The following is a 21907-nucleotide window of genomic DNA, read 5'->3' as shown; positions in this document are numbered from 1 at the left end:
TATGTATCTATACGTTCACGAGAACACACACAACCCGACGCACCTCAACCCTCCCACCTCACTCGCTCCCCCGGCCCTGGTGGAGCAGACGGGACGCCCAACCCAACAACGGTGCGCCCTGACCGCAAACATCACCACCGGCCCCGCCACCGCGAACACGCTGGCCGACTACCAGGGCGCCCTGGTAGCCGTCACCCACGACCGCCGGATGCGGTCCCGGTTCACCGGATCGCACCTCGAACTGCGCAACGGCCGCATCACCACGCACCAGGCGTCGCCCTGACCCCCTGCTGCGGCCGAGCACAGAAGTCCCGCGCCGGACCGAACCCCCCACGCGGGCCCTCGACCACCTGATCCAAACGAGAGACTGAAAAGGGACCCGCGATTTGGCCGCGACTGAGGCCGACCCCGCACGCGCTGAGACCTCGCGCGTCTCGGCCGCGCAACACCACCAGTGAGCTTTGTCCACGGATGCAGACGGAGGTTCCGGGAAGGCGACGCTGCCTGTTTTCTAGAGCGCGTTCTCACGCGGGACGGCTTGAATCAGTCCATGACATGGCAGCGGTGATCACCGAGGCTCTGTGACGGACGATCGTCTGACGAGGGTCGGACAACATAACAGCAACTTTCCCTAAAGACCCACCTGCACGAGGCGGGCGAATTTTAATGGGAGGTATGGACGCAGGACAGGTCTGGGCCTACCGGGAACGACCACGTAGTTCGGATTGTCCGTTTGAGCGGGTCGAGTACCTGGAGCCGGCTCAAAAGGGGAACAAATATTTGATTCGCTTCCTGGATCGTGACGGACGCGAGGCGTGGGTTTCGGGAGGACGTTTGATCGTTCTCTGGGACGATCGCGGAGCCTGGCTGGACCGGGAGCGCCGGTGGGACGCAGTCGTGAGCGTATCCGCGCATGCCTATGAGACTCCCCAGTACGATGCCGTGTCATCACTGCTGAGCGAGGAGTTCATCGATGGGGTTGAGCTCGGGTTTTCACAGAATGAGTTGTGCACGGTTCTGATCTCGGATCTGTCGGCGGTATGTGCGCGCCTGGACATGAATCCCGATGAGCTACGACAGGAGCCCCTCGCCTTCACTGAGGAGGACGGTCTGTTCGTTGGACCCTGGTCGCTCGCCGTGAAGATCGCTAGACGTGTCGCAGAGCTCAACGGCGAAGCCGTGATGCAGCAGGTCATCGAGGAGGAGCAGCGGATTGAGCTGGAGTCGGTTCACGGCTGGACGTACACGGTCGGACGCGAACGCGAGGAGCACTGGGTACCGCCGGAACGTCTGAAGGATCTGCACGCAAAGCAGCTCATGGCTGTGAACATCGTGCGGGAATGGTGCGGTAAGGAGGTCATCGAGCGGCTAGACGAGCTGGAAGCCCTACGGGAGGAAGTACGCCGTCTCGGACTGCTCGTCGAGCGTGCCATCGCCGAACTGCGTCAATGCGGGCAGACCACTATCGCCGCCACCATGGAAAGCGACCTTGGCGTGCCAGTATCCAGGTTGGTACTTCGGAGGCGTAAGAAGAAGTAGGACGACTGGCGGGCTCGCTGCGAGGAGGCCGGTACTCTTTTCTGGGGCCGAAGGGGTTCCAATCCCCCAGGTAGGCGCGCAGGTCGTCCGGGTCTGGGTCAGGATGAAAGCGCGTAGCGAAAGCTGGTAGATCGAGAGTCGGATCGAGTCGGTCCGCTTGTGCCCTTGCCCAGCTCACCCATTCCCTGGCCGCGTCCGGCATGTCGCCAGCTGCGGCAGCGTGGTCGAGCTCGTCGCAGAATTCACGGATCTGTCCGGCGCACAGCCACCCCCACAGCGCGTCACCGAAGTTCTTCCGGCGCAGTTCCTCGGTCGCGAGCTCGCGGGCATGATCCATTGCCGATTCCCAATCGGCTTTGGCCTTCGCCTGCTTGCGCTCCTCGTCCGCCTGCCGCTTCCGGTGCTCGACGAGCCATTCCTGATGCTGACGCGCCCGCTCCCGTGCCTGCACATCAGCCAGCTCTGCCTGCCGCTCGGCTTCGTCTATGAGCTCGGTGAGCTTCTTCTCGACCTTGGCTCGGCCGTGATCCACCCACTCCCGGGCTTCGGGGGTACGCGGTGACAGCTCGATGCGCAGGCGTCCGGACGGAACCGAGTCGTACTCGGGAGGCTTGATCCGTTGCCAGTCGTAGGCGTGGCGCAGGCGAGGATCGCCAGCCGGCAGGCGCCGCGGGACCTCGTCCACGTCCTCGGAGATCTTGATGACGAATGAGTGCTCACGAACCCGGAGAGACAACTGCCGGCTCTTTCGAGAGACCGCCATCGCGTGTCCACGACGTTCTGCCCGCCGGGCGAGAACCCTCACAAGATCGACGGCACGTTCTCGCGCCGCATCGCCGACCTTGAGGAGTTGATGATCCTCCCTGAGCAGTTCGAGCAGGGCGCCCCCGGTGGCCTCGTCGCGGGCACGCAACCGGATGCGGTTCCAATCGGTCGCGGCCGCCGGCCCCTCATCGCTCAGCTTGATGATCAGCGGCCCCACGTCCCTCCCCGTATGAAAGAGCTGCTTACCCTCCGGCACCAGCCCTCGTCGCTTAGCCGCGTTGATCGCCTTCCGATAGCGAGCACGTGTCTCATCGTCCGGTTGCTCAATGCGGATCGTCCCGCCTTCGACCCGGCCAAGCTCCGCGATCAGGTCCGCGGCGGCGTCCATCGCAGGACCACGCTTCGGCACGACGGCAATCCGGTCGTTCGGATCTGGGCGATCAGGGTGATGGCCATGCTGGAGATAGAACCTCCCGGCCTCGGTGATCTCGACACACCAGACGCCGTCGCGCCGAGACGTCTTCACCAACCCGCGATTCTGCAGCGCATACACGGTCGTCCCCAGCTCAGAGCGCTTGGCGCTCACCTCATCCGCGTCATCCCCCACGCGCTGCAACACCGACAACTGCCTGGCGTTCAACGCCGCCCAACGCTGCATGCTTGCAGGTCATCGCACTCCACCTGCCCACGCAAGCCGAATGACTGATTCAGCAGGTGACCTCGCGGAAACACCTAGCAGCACCGCACGACGATCATGGCCACAGCGTGTCCACCTACCCCTACACGCTGAGCACTCCAAGGGGAACCGCGCAATTCAGGACGGGACACCACACCGAGCCCTTGCCTAGTCGGGCAGGGGCACTCCAGCAACACACACATCCATCCGGCTACGGCATCGGGAAGCGGGGCGCAACGGTTAGGCGGGCGCCGAGTGAGGTGGGAACGAGTGCCCGTCTGCGGCGGACCCCGTAGGCGGCTCGGCCAGCGTATTGAGGTTCTACGGACGCTCGTGACCCCTCACTCGCCCGCGGTGAAGGTGAGCGAGACCGGACGCGAGACCCTGTGCCGTCCGATCCGAACTGGTCGATGACCAACTGCTGGACTGGTCGCTTACCTGCTCTGCGATGAGGGCGCTCTCCCACGTGCCGGCCTTGTCCACGCGTCGTGCGACCTGCCTCAAGGCCGCAGGAGCGCGGAAACCACACCCCGGGGCGGTGTCTGCCTGTGCAAAAGGCAGGCGACGGTTATCTCGCGGCGACGAGAGCGGCCCTCCCGGTTCCACCGATTCCCGACCCCAAACCAGCAGGGCGAAGTGTTCCCCCGGCCGCTACAAGAGCGAAACGACTCCACCGCCCTTCGTCTACGGCCACATGCCAGACCAGGAGCCCGGCGCCAGGCTTGCCCAGTCGGACCGCAGGCTGATGAACAATCAACGGCGGGCTCGTCCGCCTACCTTCAGCCGGTTGACGGCCCGTCCCTCATCCGTCTTCGGCGATCCGGCGGTCAACCTCGCCGACCCGTCATCCAAGGCCGCGACCATAGGCGAGGGCCGCCCGGCTCGACCCCGTCCGCTGTCATGCGCTCCGGAATTGCAGTACGCGCGGTGTCGAATACGCCAGCTCCTATATCGTGCAAGGGATCCTCCACGGATAATGGCGAACACGGGATGAGCGGGTCCTGGAACGCCGATGCTCACCCTGCGGATTAAAGTTCGGAGCGCTCGTATCAGAGCAATGCTCTCAGTGTCGGGCTGTACCACTCTGCGTGTGTCCAGGATCATGCCCGTGCCGCTACATCCCACTCCATGACAGTGTTAGGTCATTTCGGCCTTGATTTGGCCGTTGATGCCCTCCGTGCTTCTGCCATCTGACGCTCGAACGTGGCCCGGGGAGCCCGTCGTTGGCGCTGTGCCTTCTGCGGCTGTTGCCGAAGTCGGCGGTCCAGGTCGAGGTCTTGATGCGTGCCTAGGCTCGGGTGGCCAAGTGATGCTGGGTTGTACGAATTCGACCTTCAAGGTGGAGCTGAACGGCTCGGCGACGGCGTTGTTCAGCGCCACGTGGTGGCGCGTGCCAGCCGACGGTGGCACGGAGCCTTGGAGAATGGAGCCTCCGCTAACTGTCGTGATCGTCTGGCTCGGCGGCACGAGCAGGCGAATACCACGCTTGTTCTGCGGACGGTCTGCAAGGCAGGCATAACCGCTACTGTAGGCATGCGGCGGCACCGCGTTCCGATAATACCCGCATTGTTTAGCTACGTGCGTGTGGGGTTTGCCGGTGGGCGGGAAGTTACTTGAGTCTCCGGGCTCGCTAGCCAGGAGATTTCCCGCTGAATTCTCGATTAGTTTTGCAGTTCCGTTCCGGCTGGGCGGGAAATCCTCGGAGTCGTCCGACAACGGTAGAAGGGCGGCGGCGAGGTGCAGACGGTAGGGGCGGGCGAGGCTCGGCAGCGGCGGTCAGCCGATACCCAGCAGCGTCTTCAGGAAGTCGCGTGTTTGGGCCGGGTCCAGGGCCCGGGCCCAGACCTGGTCGAAGGCCGACAGATACGGTCCGACCTCCTCGGCGGTCTCGATCATGCGGCCGCCTGTGAAGAGTTCGGTGTACACGACGCGCGGGTCGCTAATGAACTCGAAGATCTGGAACGGGAAGCCCATGGCTTGGTACGGGCCCTCGGCGAACGGCATCACCCGCAGTTCCAGCAGTTCGCGGTCGGATTCGGCGATGAGCCGGTCGAGTTGCCGTCTCATGACCTCGGGGTCGCCCACCGGACGGCGGAGGGCCGCCTCGTCCAGGACGATGTCGAGTTGCGCCCCCTCTGCCCGGGCGAGGATCTGCTGCCGCTGTTGGAACAGTTCGGTGCGGCGTTCCAGGACGTCGGCCTCCAGGTCGGTCCAAGACCGCAGGAACGCGCGGGTGTAGTCGGGTGTCTGGATGAGCGGGGTGACGGCGCTGTTGTCGTATACGCAGATCCTGGTCGCGTCCTCCTCCAGGCTCAGCAGATTTTCCGTGCTCTCGTCCAGGATGCCTGCGAAGGACGACCACCAGCCTTTCCGGCGCGCCTCGCGGACCATGGCCAGCAGCGACTCGCGGCGCTCGTCCTCCACCTCGTAGAGGTCGAGGAGCTCGCGCGCGTCCTGGATGCGCACCGCGACCAGGTTGTTCTCGATACGGCTGATCTTGGCCGGCGAGCACTCCAGATGCTCGGCCACCTCTTCCAGGGTCTTTCCGGAGATGCCGCGCAGCCGCTGCAGTTCGGCAGCCAGCCTGCGGCGCTGCATCACCGGGCTTCTGCCTTGTGTCATCCCAGCCTCATTCCCACCGAAACATTGATCGACTTTACTGCCTGCAATTTGCGTTTACTAGCCCCAGGGGGTATCGGGCTGACGCTCGAAGGACAGCATTCGATCACTTGGAGGATACGTGCGTAGGCGCGGGACGTCGTCACCGGGCTTCCGTGCGGTCACGAGAACCCTTCGGGATCTGGAGCGCGTCTTTGCGATGCTCGCGCCCATCCTGCTGTCCGCGGGCTGGTCGGGACCGGCGCTGACGGCCTTCGCGCTCGCCTTCCTCTGCTGGCTTCCGCGGCCGCTGGGCCGACTGCGCGACGCCCTCTGGCCGCCGCGCCGGGGACGGCACATCCGAGAACGGATGCTCCGGAAAAACCGGTAGGACTGTCCTGATTTGCGGTATCCGAGGCGTGCGTGCATACTGCAAACTTGCAGATTGCAAGAGGGGGTTGCATGGGCATCCAGGATCGACGGAGGCTTGGCGCGTATCTGCGCCGACTCCGGGAGAACACGGTCCTCACACCCGACAAGGCCGCCGCCGCGCTCGGTTGGCCGGCGCTTCGGGTCGAGCGTCTGGAGGCGGGTCTGGCGACCGTCCGGCGCCCGGACTTCAGGGAACTGCTGAGCCTGTACGGCGCCGGGGAGGAGCCGCCGCTCGGCCTGCTGGAGGGTACCCGCGGCTGGTGGACGGCCTATTCCGACGAGATCGACGTCGACCACGAGACGCTGCTCATCCTCGAGGAGAGCGCCACCCGGATCCGGAGCTACAGCGCCGGGCTGATCCCCGGGCTGCTCCAAACGCGCGGATATGCCGCCGGGCTGATGAGCACGCGGCATGATCAGCCCTGGTCGCGGATGGAGGTGCTGGTCGAGCTCAGAGTGGAACGCGCCCGCGTGCTGCGCACCGGATCGCTGGACATGCAGGCTGTGATCGACGAGGCGGCCCTGCGCCGTCCGGTGGGCGTTCCCGTCGTGATGCGCCGCCAGTACGAGCATCTGATCTCCATGGCGCGGCAGCCGGGCGTGACGATTCTCGTGCGACCGCTCGCGGCGGAGTACTTCAGCGAGGCACGATTCACTTTCCACATATTCGACCTCCCCACCAGTTCGGTGACGACCGAATCGGCCGTGCAATTGGAGGAGTTCGACCGGGAACACTTCGAGTGGAGCCCTGCGGAGACCGTCCGCTATCGGAGTGTGTATTCGCGCGCGGAGCGCGGTGCGCTCGGCCAGGACGCCTCGATCGAATTCATCGCCAAGCTGGCGTCGGACGTATGAGCGGGAACGCCGAACCGGGCGCCAGGACCCGGATGGGGTCCGGCGCCCGGCCGATCCTCGCTCAGCCGCGCAGCCTCGCGATGAGGCGTCGCGCGGACGGCAGGTCGAGGCGGATCATTCCGCCGTCCGGATTCTTCGAGTCTCGCACGAGAAGCAGCCGTCCCGCGGCCGCGAGCTCCACGCAGGCGGCATTGGTGCTGCCGCTGTACGAGCTCTTCCGGAAGACCAGCCGGAACTCGCTCTTGGAAAGGTACATCTGTTCACTCCTTGCCCGGCAGGTCCGACGCCCGCCGACAAGGCGATCGTCAAATTCGACACCGGGAACGCGGCTGTGCAGCGCACTGTCAGACGCACTGGAAATTTCGCTTCCGCGGGTGCGATAAAGAGGAGAATATGCCACCGGATCTGCCGGCCCCCATGCCGGACGTCACAGTCACCGTGTTCAATTCCATCGAGCTGCGCCGAGCCGGAAGGGCGGTGCCCCTGGGCGGGCCCACGCACCGCGCGGTGTTCGGCCACCTCGTGATTTTGGAGGGCACCTGGATCTCCCGCGGTGAACTCGTCGGCCGGGTGTGGGCCGGACGGGAAGAGCCGCTCAGCGCGGACGACGACCTGCAACGCAAGGCCGGGGACCTCCGCAAGGTTCTCGACGAGGCGGGGCTGGGCGGCGACCTGCTGACCGCGGTCAGCCGCGGCTACCGGCTCACGCTGCCTCGCGTCGCTGACTTCCAACTCTTCCGCGACCTACGCGAACAGGCCGCCGGACTGGCCCGGCAGGACAAGGGACGGGCGGCCGACCTGATGCAGCGCGCGCTCGACCTGGTCGAGGGCACTGCGCTGCCCGGGGTCGACGGGGCCAAGGCCGAGTCCTTCCGGCAGCGCATGGCCGAGGAGCGGGGCGAGGCCCGGCGGCTGATCGAACGGTGGTCGCTCCAGGACGGCAGGCATCGGCAGCGGCTCCCGCTGCTCAAGCAGGCGCTCGCGGAGAACCCGTTCGACCAGGAGATGGCCGGATACCTGATGTACGCGCTGGCGGGGCTGGGCCGGAACATGGACGCTCTGAATTTCTACAACGAGACGTGCGCGCGCCTCCGAAAGGAGGGACTATCCGTCGACCCTCGGCTGACCGAAGCCTTGACCGGGATCCGGAACGGCGCCGTCGAATACGGCGTCCCCGCGCCACGGGAGCCAATCGAGGGGGATAGCGGCGAGTCAGAGTCCGAGGAGCCGACGGAATCGAAAGCGCAGCGGAACGCCGACCAGGCGGCGCCAGAGGCGAGCCACCATTACGAATTCCATCGGATCGACATCAGCGAGGGCGGAAGCGCGCAGTTCGGCCTGATCAACAACATGAAACAGTGACCTACGATCCCCGACAGCACCGACGGACGGTCGATCCGTGAATGAAGAGAATGCAAAAGATGAAGAGCCCGCAAACGAGCCGACCCCGCCGCCCCCCGAATCGGCATCGGACGACGAGAGGAAACAGGAACGGGAGCGGCCGACCGAGCGTTCCGAGGAACCCCGCGCCGGTCATCATTTCGCCCAGCAGGCCAATCAGCGATTCCATACGGCGATAAACAACCAAGGAACGGTTTTCCTTGGCATCGCCAACGACATGCCGGACAGCGCACGTTTCAAGGCGGTCACCGGGGAACTGACCGAGGCGGAGATCCGCGCCGTGTCGCGGAGCCCGGTGCGGTCCATGACCCACACCGAAGCGGTCGACGCGATCCGCGCGGACCGGGTCGTGGCGCTCCACGGCCCGCCTGGCAGCGGCAAGGAGCACGGCGGCACGGCCGTGCTCGCCGAACTCGGCCCGAAGAAGATCTTCGTGCTGACCCCCGGGCCAAAGTTGGACGAACTGGCGTCCCGCACGTACCAGAAGGGCTGCGGCTACCTCGTAGAGGCGGTAGAAGAGGGAAATGACCGACGGTACGCGGCCGACGCCTGGCGGCGGACCCGCACCCGGCTGACCGAGTGCGAGGCGTGGCTGCTGACCGTCACGTCCGACGAGGAGCGGCCGGAGACGGGCGCGGCCGAGGCGATGCGGCATCTGCGCTGGAGCCGCCCGGACGTGCGTGAAATCGTGGCCTCCCACGACTTGGACGCGGCGACCGTCGACGCAGTCCTCGCGGAACTGCCGGACGACCCGGCGATCGGCAGCGTCGTCCAGGTGGCCGGGCTCGTCGCCGGCGGCCGTGAGCCGGCCGCCGCCGTGCGGGAGGCGTTCGGCCTGGCCGCCCGCGCCGCCGTGCAGAGCTTCTTCGACCGCAAGCCGCCGCGCGACGAGGTCTGCGCGACCACCGTGCTGGCCATGACCCAGGGCCTGCGGTGGCGCGATCACGGCCGGTACCTGATGAGGTTCGAGAACGTCCTCGCCGAGTACATCCCGCGGCCGCGGCCCGGGGAGGAGTCGCCCGACCTCATCCCCGACCTGCGCGCCGCCATCGTCCGCGGGGACGGCCTGGTCACCCTTGACCGGGTCGTCAGGAACGGAGTGGCGAGCAAGCAGCTGAGGTTCAAGGACCCGTCCTACCGCGCGCACGTCCTGCGGCATCTGTGGGAGAACTACGACGAGCGGTTCTTGTCCGCCGTGCTCGAGTGGGTGCACGAGATCGTCGCCGACGACGAGGTGCGATTCCACCTGGCGATCGGGCTGGCGACGCTGGCGCGCGAGGCGTACGACGAGGTCGAGTTCGACTACCTGCGGCCCTGGGCGGAGGACCGGTGCGGCTGGCAGGGCCAGCAGGCGGCGATCTGGGTGCTGTCCGTCATGAGCACCGACCTGGAGTTGTCCAAGGCGGCGCTGCACACCGCCACGAACTGGGTGAGCTACGGCTCGTGGCCGCAGCGCTGGACGGGCGCGGTCGCCTTCACCGGCCAGCTCGGCGTCCGCTACCCGGAGGAGGCGGCCCGCCGCCTGTGGCAGCTGATCGCGCAGCGCGGCCCGATCAGCGGGGCGGTCGCGCAGAGCATGGGGCAGCTGGTCGCGACGCTTGTCCTCGCCGAGGGCAAGGCAGGCAAGGTCCTCGGCCTGCTGGACCGGAAACTCGATCAGCTGAGCGTGACCGGCAAGGACGCGTCGAAGTACCGGCTCGCCATGCGGGCAGTGCTCGCCGTCCTGTCCACGAAGGTGCCGGGAGGCAAGCCCGCGATCGTGATGCTGCTGCTGGCGAGGCCCGATCTTCGTCCCCTGATCTGCCGGATCTGGGCCACTGCGCTGCGGTTCACGCCCGCGCGGCGCGGTGCGCTGCGCTCGCTGGGCCAGGCGTTGCAGAGCCTGGAGCGGTTCAGCCTGGACGCCGAGCGCGAGGCGACGGCCCTCGGCAACGCGCTCCGGCTGGAGCTCATCGGGGACGAGCGGCGAAAACTCCGCCAGGACCTCCCGATCGTTATGGCGCACGGCCGGTCCGGCCGCGCCCACCCGTCCCCGCTCACGAAGATCCTGCTCGCCGCGCTGGACGCGGCGGCCCACCCGCACGGGAAGTGACGCATGGCCATTTCGTATCCCATCATCGAGCAGCGTCCGCTGGCCGAGGCACGCAAGCAGGGGCGGCCGGGTTTCCGCCGGTACGTCCGCGCGCCGGAGGAGTTGCCGGCGCTGCAACCTCACCAGGTGTACGTGCTCCAGATCGGCGACCGGTTCGAGGTCCGGCGCAGCCGCCGGGTGGACGATCCCGACGTCATCGCCGCCTCCAGCGTCAGCGTGGTGGACATGGCGCACGGGGCGGCGGTCCCGGTGGAGTTGCCGGTCGCCTCCCAGGACGCGCAGACGTTCGTCGTGATCGTCACGTTCGAATGCACCGTCGTGGACGCGGTCCGCGTCGTTCAGAGCGGTTGCGACATCACCGCGTCCCTGGAGAAGTATCTGCGCGAGCACAGCGAGATCTTCGAGCTGGGGCTCAAACGCCGGCTGGCGGACTGGAAGGAGTTCCGGCTCGACGTCACCGCGCAGATCAAGGCGTACGCGCAGTTCGTCCCGCCCACCGTGATCGGCGTGCAGGTGGCGCTCAAGGCGGTGGACGTCGTGACGCCGCGTCCGATCACCGAGCTGCAGAGCACCATGAACGCGGACGAGGGCGAGCAGGTCCGGGCGAAACGGCAGGCGGGTTACGCCCAGGAGATGGAGGAGCAGAAGCTCGCCTTCGAGACGTGGATGCAGGAACGGCGCAAGGAGTTCGAGCGCCGGATGGCCGAGCAGCGGGCAGTGTTCGTGCGCGACCAGCTCGACCTGGACTACCAGTCCATCGGCAATGACCCGGTGCGCGCCGCGCTCTACGCGCACGGCAAGGACGACCTGTCGTCCGAACAGGTCGCCGACAAGATCGGCGAGGTCGAGCGGCAGGCGGAGGAGCACCGCGAGAAACTTCGCCTGGAACAGCGCTCCGACAGCCGGCAGGCCATCGAGCAGAGCCGCGAGGACAGCCTGCGACACGAGTTCTGGGCCCGCGAGGACGCCGTGCGCGCCGAAGAGGAGAACCGCAAGGAACGGGCGATGTTGCAGGCGTGGGAGCGGGAGGACAGGCGGGAGCGGGACGCGCGCGAGCACGAGGACCGGCTCCGAGCGCTCGACGCCCGGCTTGGCCTGCTCCGCGAGATCGCCAAGCACGGCTACCTCGACCAGATCAACATCGACGTGGAGAACCTGATCGGCAGCATCCAGGCCGACACTGGCGCACGGCCGCTCCCGTCCGGCCAGTCGCAGCTCACTGTGGGCGAGCAGCCGGCCCGGGACGGCGACGACGACACGAGCATCGAGGACCTCACCGAAGATGACGACGACTCCTGACGCGCCCGTCGCGCAGAAACCCGCAGCGGAATCCGCGGAGGAGCCTGAAGGCTTCGTCGGTGAGGGCGACTTCGAGACGCTCCGTCCGGTCTCCGCGAGCCAGGGGCGCCTTCGCAAGGTTCGCGACCTGATCGGGGTCACGGACGACGTTCTCGCCTGGACGCCCGAGGAGCGCACCCGGCTCACCTGGCAAGGGTTGATCGTCGGGTTCACCGCGTGCATGGCGGCCGTGTCCATGGGCTTCTTCCTCACCCGGGTCTTCGGCACGGCCGCCGTGCTCCCCGTGGCCCTGTTCTGGGGAATGCTGATCTTCGCGCTGGACTCGTGGCTGATCTCCTCGGCGCATGGCGCGACGAGCGGCCTGAAGAAGCTCGGCCTGTTCGTCCCGCGGCTGCTGCTCGCCGCACTCATCGCACTGGTGATCGCCGAGCCGCTGGTGCTGCGCGTCTTCCACGCGGAGATCCGGCAGCAGGCCCTGGAGGACCGGCAGCAGGAGATCGTCGCCTACGAGAGCTTGCTGACGCGGTGCAACCCGTCGACGGGCGCGCCGAACGACGACCCTGACTGCGCCGGAAACCTGCTGAGCGTCGCTGGATCTCCCGCCGCCGCGCAGGAGGAGCTGGCGCTGAAGAGAAAGCAGCGTAACGAGCTGGTCGAACGCCAAATCAAGCCGATCGAGACGAAGCTCGACGACCTGGAGCGGCGCGCCCGTCAGGAGTGCGACGGGACCGGCGGCACCCGCCGCTACGGCAACGGCGTGAACTGCAAGAAGAACCGGAAGACGTTCGACGATTACACGCGGACCAGCGGCATCGACCACCTCCGACGGCAGCTCGTCGACCTCAACAAGGAGATCGACGGGGTGTCCGGGAGGGTGGGCACGGGTGTCGCGACGTACGAGCAGAACTTGAAGGCGCGCATCGCGCGACAGGTCGCAGAGAGAAGAACCAGCGCGACCGACATCGGGGTGCTCCAGGAGGTCAAGGCCCTGCACCAGATCGCACGCAAGGACCACAACGCCGCCGCGGCGCTGTGGGTGCTGCGCCTGCTGCTCATCGTCGTGGAATGCGCGCCCGTGATGACCAAGCTGCTGGACGGCACCGGCAAGTACGACAAGCTCGTGGCAGAGCGCCTCGCCGCCAACGACCGCGTGCACAAGCGGTGGGTGGACGCCCTGACCAGCGTCCAGTTGAGCCGCATCGAGTTGAAAGAGGCCGAGGCCAAGGAAGTGATCGCCGGGCACCTGGAGAGGGTGAAGGACCTGGAGCGGCAACGCATGCTTTCGGCACACCGTCAGCGAGACGAGGACGACGCGGCAGAGAAGTCCAAGCTCAAGGAGCAGATCAACGCTTACGCGGCCCAGATCCGGGGCACGGCCTGACACCATCACGTAGCTCGCGCCACGATGCCCGGGGCAAGCCTCGGACTCCGCTCACCAGCGACGAGGACCTGGCGCGGTTCGGCACCGGTGGGATCTTGTGTTACGGAATCGGAAAGCGGGACGCAACGGTAGGCGCACGCCGTGGTGGCTTGGGCCCTCAATTGCCATTCAGCATCGAATGATCGAATCGGCTACAATGAACATTATCTTCTCATCGGAAGAACGAGCTTGGCTGGCAGGTCAAAGTCCTCTGCGAGCACCTCGAGCGGGTTCTGAGTATTCGCCGAAACAAGGACATAAACGCCCGGCCTAGGGTAATCATAGTGATGCTCCAGTGCATACCACATACCCGAGCTTTCACTGTAAGCAGCCCCGTAGGCAACAGGGCCGGGAGCTTCCCACTCTTCGTTCTCCTCGAACAGGACCCCCCATTTATCCGAGAAGTCACGCCAGGGAATGGTGATAAGCGCAACCATCTTCCAGTCAAAGCTTGGCAGTTCCCGATTGGCTCTTGGAGTGACACCCACTAGACGTCCTCCCCGATAACGTTACCCACCGAGGTCAAATCTTGAGATTATTACATCTATCTGAGCGAATTCTCCATCCAGCGATTCGGTGACTCCGTCGTTTCCCGCGTGCCATTGAACGTATGCTAGGCCAGGTTTGGCTCTTCCCGCCCTGTCCCATGCCCACTCCGAGGGAGTCGCCTCCGTGTAAAACTCGACCCCTGCCCGGCCCTCCGGCAATGGGCCCTCGTACGCTTGAACCGCTGGTCGGGATCCCCCACGTGCCGTCCTCCCCCACACCTGGCCACTGTCAACAATCTCTTGAATTCCCTCCGTTGTCTGCGACCTGGAAACTACTCTGTGGTAGGGGCCCGATATCTTGCAAGGGTCGATGTTGTGAACAAGAACAGGCTTCGAGCCTGCTTGTACATAGTAGGTGTGGTCGGCGTCGACGGTGAGGTTGTGGACGCGTTGATGCTGGGTCCAGGTCTTGGTCGTCGTGAGTTGGACGTGCGTCCCGGCACTGGTGCGGAGCCACATGCCGGGCTGGAGTTTGCCCGCCTCGATCCATTTGCCACCTACGGGTACCCAGAAGGGATGGTTGTCGGTGGCGATCAGTACGCCGGTCTTACCACCGTGTTTGCCATCGGTGTCGACGGTGAGCTGAACCAAATGTTTGGCACCGGTGCTGGTGATGGTGGTGAGCACGGGCTGCGCAGAGGTCGTTCCGGTGGCGGTGTCGATGGCTTGGACCTTGTCGCCGACCTTGATCTTGTCGATCGGTTTGGATGATCCGTCAGCCATGAGGACGGTGGTTCCGGGCACAAAACTGTTGCCGCGGCAGCCCGCTCCCCTCGAGGCGGGAGCATCGTCCGCTGCTCTTCCGGGCTTCTTTGCGGCCGCCGGCTTCGGCTTCGCGGCGGGATTGCCACGGCCTGGCGAGCCGCCCTTTGTCCTACCGACGATCTTTTCAACGATCTTGGGGGCGACTTTCCTGACCAGGGGGCTCACGACTCCGGCGACTTTGATGCCGGTTACCGTCATGCCGACTTCTATTGCTGCGCCGGTCGCGGCTGCTTTGAAGCCGCCGATGAGGGTTCGTTGGTCGGCTGGTGTGTTCTGGTGGTAGCTGACCGCGCCGTAGACCCATCCGCCGATGGCGGCGCAGCCGACGACCGCGGTGCCGCCCGTCGCGGCGGCGCAGGCTGCACCTACCGCGATTCCGGCGATGGTCGCCTGGTGCTTCTTCACGAAGCCGCCGACCTTGCCGACTTTGCATTTCCAGCCGCAGTGTTTCTTGACCGGTGCCGGGAACTCCGGCACGGAACCATTGCAGCCGACCCAGCAGCCGGCGCCTGGCGCGGATGGCGGCGCGCGGTAGACGCCTCCACCTCCGCCTCTCCTGAACGCGCTGCGGTGCTGATTGGCGATATCGCCGCGTTCCTGGAAGCCGGCGTTGCCGCCGGGGGTGAAGCCGCCGTCGCGGTATTGGCCGGTGGGGTCGGCGTGGTCGATGGGGTTGTTGCCGGCGTAGGAGTAGCCGTTGGCGGTGAGGGGGTCGCCGCCGCCGGTGACGGGGTCGGCGCTGAGGAAGCGTCCGGTGACGGGGTCGTATTCGCGGGCGCCGAGGTGGGTGAGGCCGGTGCTGGTGTCCTTGGTGCCGCCGACGTAGCCCTTGTCGAGAATGGCGGGCCAGGTGCCGAGCGGACTGCTGCGTTCGGTGCCGAAGGGCGCGAAGCGGCGGTGGCTCCAGGTGTTCTGGTCGACGGCGTTGACGGTGGTGTCGGCGCTGCCCTGGTAGTCGGGGATGAGGAACTGGACGGTGGAGCTGGAGGTGCCGGTGCGGTAGGCGACCGTCTGCCCGGCGTGGCTGTAGTAGCGGACGGCGCTGACGGTTCCGCTGGTGGAGGCCTTTACCTCTTGGCTGGCCAGGTAGAGGGTCTTGCCGTTGGCGTCCCTGCGGATCAGGCGGTTGCCCGCGGCGTCGTAGACGAAGCTGGCCAGTTCCTTGCCGGCGTCGTCGGTGACCTTGGACAGGTTGCCTTCGGCGTCCCAGTGGAATTTCTGGCCTGGACGGGCGGTGGTGTTACCGGCCTGGTCGTAGGTGTACAGGTCGGTGACGCTGTTGCCGCCTTGTGTTTCGGTGAGCGACTTCAGCGCGTGGGGGCTGTCGATGCCGCTGTTTCCGAGCGGGGCGGGGTAGGTGTAGGTGCGGGTTTTGTCTGCGGTGGGTCCGCCGGTGAATGCGTGCTGGGTCTCTTTGGTGCGGTTGCCGACCTTGTCCCCGTGGTTGCCGGACGGGTCGTACTGGTAGCTCGTCCAATATGGGGCGGGACCGCCGATGGTCCCGGCGGCGGGCGCGGCGGAGCAGTCGGTGTTAGTGGTGGACCACGCCTCGGTCAGGCGTTGGGCGTAGTCGTAGGTGAAGCACTGCCGGTCGGCGGGTTTGTCTGCCGCGTTGGTCAGGATGGATCTGATCGAACCGGCGTCGGTGTAGTCGTACTTGGTCTCCAGGTCGTAGGCGGCCGACGAGGACTGCCGCTTGACGGTGGAGCGCGTGAGCCGGTTGGTGGCGGGGTCGCGGTCGAACGTCTGCCAGATGAACTTGTCCGACACCGAGGCCATGGCGAGCTGGGTGATGTCGCCGTGGCCGTCGTAGACGGTGCCGGCGACGTAGGTGGCCAGGCCGTGGGTCCATTCGGGCAGGCCGTCGTCGTTGTATTCGGTGGTGACGCTCTCGGCGGGCAGGCCGGTGCTGCCGCCGACCGCGGGATAGGACGTGGTGAGCGGGGAGCCGTTGAAGTTGTAGGACTGGGTGGTGGTGTAGGTCCCGGCGAGCGCGCCCTCGGACGCCGGGATGGTGACGGTCGTGCCCTTGGCCTGGTAGAGCCCGTCATAGCCGGTGACGGCGGTGGTGTACTTGTCGGCGCCGATGTGGCGGGTGGCGGTGGCGGGCAGCCCTTTGGCGTAGGGGACGGTGTCGTAGGTCATGGAGGTCAGCGGCGTGGTGCCGTTCTTGACCTCCAGTGGGCGGCCGAGCCTGTCGTAATTGAGGCTCAGCGTGGTGCCGCGGGCGTCCGTGCTGGTGCGGACCTGGTCGAAGAAGTCGTAGGTGACGGTCGAGGTGCCCTTGTCCGGGGTGGCGCTGGTGACCGGACGGCCCTGCACGTCATAGGTGGTCTTCCAGACGTTGCCCGCGGCGTCCCGGGCTTCGGAGGGACGCCCCGCGCCGTCATAGGTCATGGTGGACGCGAGGTAGGCGCCGGCCAGGTCGGTGGTCTTGTACTGGCGGCTCTCCACCGTCCGGCCGAGGGCGTCGGTGAGGGACGCCGACGGCATCGCCCCTGAGGGCGGGATGACCGTGGTGCGCTCGCCCTCGTACTGGTTGGTGGTGGTCCACTTCTTGGTGGAATGGCTGTAGAGCGTCGTGGTCAGGACGCGTTCGGCGCCGTCGTAGGTGCTGAGGGTCTGGCTGGGGACCTGGTTGTCGTCGGCGGTGGTCAGGACGCCGGACGGGTCGCCGGTGAGCAGGTAGGCGGCATTGGTCTTGAAGACCAGGCCGCGGCTGTCGTACTTGGTGTCGGTGACCGTCCGCCCGCCGCCCGCGGCCTCGTTCTGCGACTGGCGGGGACGCAGCAGGCCGTCGAGCAGGTCGACGGAGGTCTCGTAGGTCACCGGGTCGGTCTTGGTGAGTGTCTTGGTGGTGACCGAGACGGGGTTGCCGTCGCTGGGGAAGGCGTAGGCGTAGGTGGTCGACGGCCGGTCCGGGTTGGTTCGGCGGGTGTTGTTCGGCAGCCAGGCCCGCACCAGGCGGCCCAGCCCGTCGTACTCGCCCTCACCGACTCGTCCGTTGGGGTCGGTGACCTTGGTGGGCGTGCCGCGGGCGGGGTTGTACTCGGTGGTGGTGGTGAACCCGGCCGGGGCGGCGCCGCCGACGCTGATCGGTGGGGTGGTGAGGGTGCTGGATTTCAGCCAGCCCTCGGGGGCGTGGGTGTAGGCGGAGGTGGTGGTGCGGTCGTCGTCGGGGGTGGCGGGGTCGCCGACCTGTGTGGTGTTCAGGACGCGTCCGTAGCCGTCGTAGCCGGTAGTGACGGCGGGCGTCATGGTGGAGCGGCCGTCCGCGACACCGGTGGTCTTCTCCACGCGGGTGGCGTCGCCGACGGTGGGATACGCGCCGTAGGCCTTGCCGTCGTAGATGATCTTCGTGTCGGAGATCATGTCGGCGGCGACCAGGTTGGGTTCGTGGCTGGCTGCGTCGTCGCAGTCGACCGACACCGACAGGGTGCGGATCGGCAGCGTCTGGATCGCGCCGGCCGGGGCGGCGCCGCTGGGGAAGACCGCGCGGGAGCAGGTGTCGTCGGCGGCGGTGGTGACGTCGCCTTCGTTGTCGACGGCGACGGTCCGGCCCAGAGCGTCGTAGTCGAAGACCGTTTCGGTGGTGAAATCGGTGCCGTCCGCCTTGCGGGAACGGCCCTTGGTCCATGCGGGCTGGACGCGTCCGCCGTCGACGGTGATGTCGTCGTCGGAGTTGGTGTCGCGGAAAGTGCGGCTGACGGTCTTGGTCCACATGGGCCGCGACACGCTCGCCCCGATTTCGGCGGCGTCGGTGAACGCCCCGTTGAAAGTGCGGCTCTCCAGGACGGAGCCGGCAAGCACGTCGATATCGCCGATCCCGCCGAGCAGATTCTTGGAGTCGGTGACCGTGACGCTTTGGCGGGGGTTGCCCTTGCCCTGGTAGTTGCCGTCCATTCCGCGGGCATAGGTGGTCTCGGTACGCGACTGCTGTTCGCCGTTCAGGCCGTCGCCCACGACTGTGCGGACCTTGGCGTAGCCGCGCCACTGCGACCAGGTTCGCCACTTGTCCTTGGTCATCCCGTCGTCCTCGGCGTACCGCCAGGCGGCGCCACCAAGGTAGGAGTAGTTGGTGATCTGCGACCGGGATTGGCCGGTGTTGTCGGCCTCGATGATGTAGTCGGCGACGTATTTGTGGTACCAGTCGTTGATCAGCTTCCCGTCGGGCTGCTGCCATTTCACCGGGAAGCAGCGGCTGGTGTTGTTCTTGGGATCGGGCATGTTCCCGGCCGAGTAGACGCAGTCCCCGGCCGGGGTGGGTGTGAGGTACGGATCGGAGTAGCCGATGCTGGTGGTGCCGCCGGTGCCGTTGTCGATGCCGACCAGGCGTGGCCGGTCGTAGCCGGGCAGGGCGTCGACGCCGGTGCCGGACCGTCCGGTGATCACGCGGTTGGTCATGAGCTGGCCGAACAGCGTGATGCGCGGGGCCTTGGTTTCGGCGCCGTCGTGGCCGGTCTGGTCCATGGTGTGCAGCCAGAGCGCACCGTTCTGATAAGTCTGTCCCAGGTCCCAGGTGTCGACGATCTTGTAGCCGGGGTCCTCGGTGCCAGTCGCCTGATCGTCGCGGAGCTTGGTGCTGACCTTGGTGAGGCGCTTGCGGTTGAAGAAGGTCGGTGAGGTCTTTCCGTATCCGCAGGTCTCGCCGTTGTCGCAGATGCGGTCGTCGGGCAGGTCGGTGCGGTCGGCGACGGTGAAGCGGACGCGGGCGGTCGCCGGCGTGGCGTAGCTTGAGCCCTTGCGCTGGCCATAGTCGATACGACTCAGGTAGCCGCCGGACTCGTACCGGGTGCCGCCGCTGGTCTGCAGGTAGCGGGTGTAGTTGTTGGTCTCTGTCTCGTAGAAGTAGGTGATGGTGCTGTTGTGCGGGTCGACGACGTGGTCGAGGTTCCACCGCCACGCCTGCTGGCACCAGGCGTCCTTGAACGTGCTGTCGTAGCAGGGCTCGCCACTGCCGTCGCCGAAGACCGGCACCGTCCAGGTCGAGCCGGTCTCCTTCTTGCCGGTGCTCCAGTCGTCGGGGCGGTTGACGCCGAAGTAGTACTGGACGCCGTCCAGGTCGGTCAGCTTCCAGTACTCGCCGTCGTTGTCGCCGTTGGTGGCGCCGGTGAGCCGTTCGATGGTGGAGCCGTCGTCCACGCGGGGACGCCAGGTCTGGGCGGTGCTGTCGTACAGCAGCTCGGTGGAACGGCCGTTAAGGGACAGGACGGCGTTCTGGCGTCCCCAGCACAGGTCACCGGAGGCGTGGCCGGCATCGATGCATGGCTTGTACTTGCGTTCGACGAAACCGGGCCAGTAGTCGAAGCCGTCGCCGATCCAGGACGCCTGGGAGTTGTCGGCGGCGGTCTTGCCGTCCACCGCCCCGGAACTGTAGGCGACGGTGACCTCGGGCATCAGCTCACCCGGAACCGGCGGAAGCCGCACCGGATAGCTCCAGGAGAACTCGCCGGTGTTGCTGCCCGCGTTCCAGTTGGACGCCGGGGACAGGCTGGTCGCGCCCCAGTCGCCCGACGGACCGGACGGGCCGGCCTCGGCGGCCAGCACGGTCGCGCTCTCGGCGGGGGCCGCGCCGGCCTGTGCGGTTTCGGCGGCCACGGGCACGTCGGCCGACAGTGTCGCGGTCTTGGCGTCGTTGACGGTGGGCAGGACGGTGCGCCGACCGCATTGCGGCTGTTCGGGGGTGGTCAAGGCGCACGCCGGCAGTTTCACCAGGCGTAGCCGGGACGCCCAGTCCCCGCCGTGGGCGTTCTTGAACTTCGCGTAGCTGAGCCCGACCCTGACGTTTCCGGCTTGCGGCGCCGTCACCGACATGACCGCTTCGGCGCGTACGGCTTTTGCGGTCTTGCGGTCGGCCAATGTCACCTGGACGCGCGGCGGAACCGCCGAGGCAGCCGCTCCCCCGCCCTTGCGCGTGGCGGGTGTGCCTGCCCAGACCGGTAGCTTGCCGGCTCGGGCCCATCCGCCGACGGGCCGACCGTCCTTGCTGTTGCCGGTGGTCAGAGCCGACAGGTCCGCGGTGCCCTCGCCCGGCTCCGGCCAGACCGGCGCGGCGGGCTTGGACGTGACCGGCGTGCCGGCCGTGCCGGGCAGCTTGCCCGTCCGGGCCTTGACGGCCTTGCCCTTGATACGAGGAGTCTTCTGGGTGGCGGGACGGCGATCGGCGCCGTCCTCGGAAAGGCTGGGCCGCGCCGCGGCCGCCGCCTCGCCGGCCACTCCGGCCAGCAGGGCCAGGGCGAGCACGACCGCGACGGCACCGATGAGCCCGTGTGCCCGGCCGAGCGCACGCAACACACCTTTCACTGACGCCTCATTTCTGTGGAAGGCACCACGGCTGCCACGGCCCTGCCAAGGGCCGGGGCCGGTATCAGGGGGTTCGGTCGGTCAGCGGACGTCGACGTAGTCGGTGGCCTGCGCGGGGAAGTCGGTCTTGTTCGTCTCGGGGGTGGCGTAGGGGTTGAGGTAGTAGGCCATCCAGGTGGCGTCGGCCGGGGTCTTGCACTTCATCAGGAACCATCCGGCCGAGTCGGTCGCGTCGCCGCCGTTGGTGCAGGACGGCGTCCGCAAGGTGCTCTGCCCCGCGAGCCGGTACTTCGCGCTCACCCACGTGCCCTTGATCGACTGCCAGCCGCTTGAGGACGACCACCGCATCAATCGGCCCTTGAGCGTCAGGTACTGCCCCTTGGTCGCCGGTTCGGGGGAGGCGTTGAAACTGGAGATCCCGGTCTGGTGGTACACGCGGAACGCATAGCCCGAGTCGACCTTGGTGTAGTTGGCGTCACCGGCGTAGCTGGTGCGCAGCCACCCTTCCGTCCACGCGGTCGCCCCGATCTTCACCCGCCCGGCGGCGTCGGTGACGCCCGAGCCGACCTGCTTCCACCCCGTCGTCGGGTAGCCGGACATCCCCTTGGGCGCCCACCACAGCGTGACCGGCCGTCCGGAAAGCGCCTCGCCGCGCACCGCCTTCAGCGTCCGCCGGACCTCGAAGGTCTTGCCGCGCAGCGGATAGACCGGGTTGGTCTCCCGATCCCCCAGGGCGTGGTCGATGTGCAGCCGGCTGATCCAGCCGAGCACCCGCGCCGAGGTCTCGGCGACCTCGCCGTAGCCCGCCACGCGCGCGATGATGTTCCCCGGCCCCGGGTAGAACGTCGCGCTGAACCGGCCACCGGCCTGCACCGTCGCCGTCACCTGCAGTTCCCCGTCCGGGCTGTCGAAGTCGACGACCAGGCCCGCGGGAGCCGCCACCCAACCGGCGCCGCGATCCTGCTGCACCTGCCCGGTCACCGTGACGTCGGCGTCCCAGTTCTCCACCGCCACCGGATCGACCACGATCCGCTGCGGAATCATCGCCTCCGCCTGCACAGGGGAGGCGACCAGCGCCACCACCAGCATCCCGCCGCCCACCACGACCGGCACTGCAGTCCTCATGCTCGCACTCAATTCCTTTGCCTTCATTGAGCGATGACCTTGTCGGCGCTCTTTATGGGACTCATCTGGCCGCGCGGCCTCTTGCCGCG

The 21907-nt window shown here is 67.0% G+C and carries 12 protein-coding genes; 7 read left to right on the top strand and 5 right to left on the bottom strand.

What is annotated here, in order from left to right; all coding sequences use genetic code 11:
• The first annotated feature begins 1 nt into the window (after position 1).
• On the top strand, positions 2 to 283 hold the full coding sequence (locus tag ACH35V_RS01935; protein WP_395969743.1) for a hypothetical protein: 282 nt from the start codon (positions 2 to 4) through the stop codon (positions 281 to 283).
• A gap of 392 nt (positions 284 to 675) precedes the next feature.
• Positions 676 to 1539 (top strand): hypothetical protein, encoded by an 864-nt coding sequence (locus tag ACH35V_RS01930; RefSeq protein ID WP_395969742.1) that lies wholly within the window; start codon positions 676 to 678, stop codon positions 1537 to 1539.
• Here the strand turns inward: ACH35V_RS01930 and ACH35V_RS01925 are convergent.
• Positions 1463 to 2962, bottom strand: coding sequence for a hypothetical protein (locus tag ACH35V_RS01925; RefSeq protein WP_395969741.1), 1500 nt, complete (start codon positions 2960 to 2962; stop codon positions 1463 to 1465). The genes ACH35V_RS01930 and ACH35V_RS01925 overlap by 77 nt on opposite strands.
• A 1794-nt stretch (positions 2963 to 4756) precedes the next feature.
• Positions 4757 to 5602, bottom strand: a complete 846-nt coding sequence (locus tag ACH35V_RS01920; RefSeq protein WP_395969740.1) for a helix-turn-helix domain-containing protein — start codon at positions 5600 to 5602, stop codon at positions 4757 to 4759.
• Positions 5603 to 6040: 438 nt separating this feature from the next.
• On the opposite strand from ACH35V_RS01920, the gene ACH35V_RS01915 reads away from it, so the two are divergent.
• Positions 6041 to 6865 carry a helix-turn-helix domain-containing protein gene (locus ACH35V_RS01915; protein ID WP_395969739.1) on the top strand — a complete coding sequence of 275 codons (825 nt, stop codon included), beginning with the start codon at positions 6041 to 6043 and terminating at the stop codon, positions 6863 to 6865.
• A gap of 61 nt (positions 6866 to 6926) precedes the next feature.
• Here the strand turns inward: ACH35V_RS01915 and ACH35V_RS01910 are convergent, their stop codons facing one another.
• On the bottom strand, positions 6927 to 7121 hold the full coding sequence (locus tag ACH35V_RS01910; RefSeq protein WP_395969738.1) for a DUF397 domain-containing protein: 195 nt from the start codon (positions 7119 to 7121) through the stop codon (positions 6927 to 6929).
• Between the two features lie 137 nt (positions 7122 to 7258).
• Here ACH35V_RS01910 and ACH35V_RS01905 point away from each other — a divergent pair, with 137 nt between their 5' ends.
• The 4 genes from ACH35V_RS01905 (at position 7259) to ACH35V_RS01890 (ending at position 13038) form a co-directional block, all read left to right on the top strand.
• Entirely contained in the window at positions 7259 to 8227 is a 969-nt protein-coding gene (locus ACH35V_RS01905) for a BTAD domain-containing putative transcriptional regulator (RefSeq protein ID WP_395969737.1), read from the top strand.
• A 256-nt stretch (positions 8228 to 8483) separates the two neighbouring features.
• Positions 8484 to 10358: a hypothetical protein gene (locus ACH35V_RS01900; RefSeq protein ID WP_395969736.1), complete on the top strand. Its 1875-nt coding sequence runs from the start codon at positions 8484 to 8486 to the stop codon at positions 10356 to 10358.
• Between the two features lie 3 nt (positions 10359 to 10361).
• Complete coding sequence (locus ACH35V_RS01895; RefSeq protein ID WP_395969735.1) at positions 10362 to 11657, top strand: hypothetical protein; 1296 nt, start codon at positions 10362 to 10364, stop codon at positions 11655 to 11657.
• On the top strand, positions 11641 to 13038 hold the full coding sequence (locus tag ACH35V_RS01890) for a DUF4407 domain-containing protein (RefSeq protein ID WP_395969734.1): 1398 nt from the start codon (positions 11641 to 11643) through the stop codon (positions 13036 to 13038). Before ACH35V_RS01895 ends, ACH35V_RS01890 begins: the two co-directional genes overlap by 17 nt.
• Before the next feature lie 548 nt (positions 13039 to 13586).
• Here ACH35V_RS01890 and ACH35V_RS01885 read toward each other — a convergent pair.
• Together ACH35V_RS01885 and ACH35V_RS01880 are read right to left on the bottom strand one after the other, a co-directional pair.
• The gene (locus ACH35V_RS01885) at positions 13587 to 20693 is read right to left on the bottom strand and encodes a polymorphic toxin-type HINT domain-containing protein (RefSeq protein ID WP_395969733.1); all 7107 of its coding nucleotides are present in this window, start codon (positions 20691 to 20693) and stop codon (positions 13587 to 13589) included.
• A gap of 81 nt (positions 20694 to 20774) precedes the next feature.
• Positions 20775 to 21818: a hypothetical protein gene (locus ACH35V_RS01880; protein ID WP_395969732.1), complete on the bottom strand. Its 1044-nt coding sequence runs from the start codon at positions 21816 to 21818 to the stop codon at positions 20775 to 20777.
• Positions 21819 to 21907: the final 89 nt, after the last annotated feature.

It is taken from the genome of Actinomadura sp. 1N219, from assembly GCF_044326405.1.
GTDB lineage: Bacteria > Actinomycetota > Actinomycetes > Streptosporangiales > Streptosporangiaceae > Spirillospora.
The sequence above is the reverse complement of the archived record's forward strand: the minus strand, read 5'-3'. Positions and strand labels throughout refer to the sequence as shown.

Bases quoted from the DNA above. Each gene is read 5' to 3' on its own strand.
- ACH35V_RS01890 (WP_395969734.1), top strand. From the start codon at position 11,641: ATGACGACGACTCCTGACGCGCCCGTCGCGCAGAAACCCGCAGCGGAA.
- ACH35V_RS01905 (WP_395969737.1), top strand. From the start codon at position 7,259: ATGCCACCGGATCTGCCGGCCCCCATGCCGGACGTCACAGTCACCGTG.
- ACH35V_RS01900 (WP_395969736.1), top strand. From the start codon at position 8,484: ATGCCGGACAGCGCACGTTTCAAGGCGGTCACCGGGGAACTGACCGAG.
- ACH35V_RS01910 (WP_395969738.1), bottom strand. From the start codon at position 7,121: ATGTACCTTTCCAAGAGCGAGTTCCGGCTGGTCTTCCGGAAGAGCTCG.
- ACH35V_RS01915 (WP_395969739.1), top strand. From the start codon at position 6,041: ATGGGCATCCAGGATCGACGGAGGCTTGGCGCGTATCTGCGCCGACTC.
- ACH35V_RS01935 (WP_395969743.1), top strand. From the start codon at position 2: ATGTATCTATACGTTCACGAGAACACACACAACCCGACGCACCTCAAC.
- ACH35V_RS01880 (WP_395969732.1), bottom strand. From the start codon at position 21,818: ATGAGGACTGCAGTGCCGGTCGTGGTGGGCGGCGGGATGCTGGTGGTG.
- ACH35V_RS01930 (WP_395969742.1), top strand. From the start codon at position 676: ATGGACGCAGGACAGGTCTGGGCCTACCGGGAACGACCACGTAGTTCG.
- ACH35V_RS01920 (WP_395969740.1), bottom strand. From the start codon at position 5,602: ATGACACAAGGCAGAAGCCCGGTGATGCAGCGCCGCAGGCTGGCTGCC.
- ACH35V_RS01895 (WP_395969735.1), top strand. From the start codon at position 10,362: ATGGCCATTTCGTATCCCATCATCGAGCAGCGTCCGCTGGCCGAGGCA.
- ACH35V_RS01925 (WP_395969741.1), bottom strand. From the start codon at position 2,962: ATGCAGCGTTGGGCGGCGTTGAACGCCAGGCAGTTGTCGGTGTTGCAG.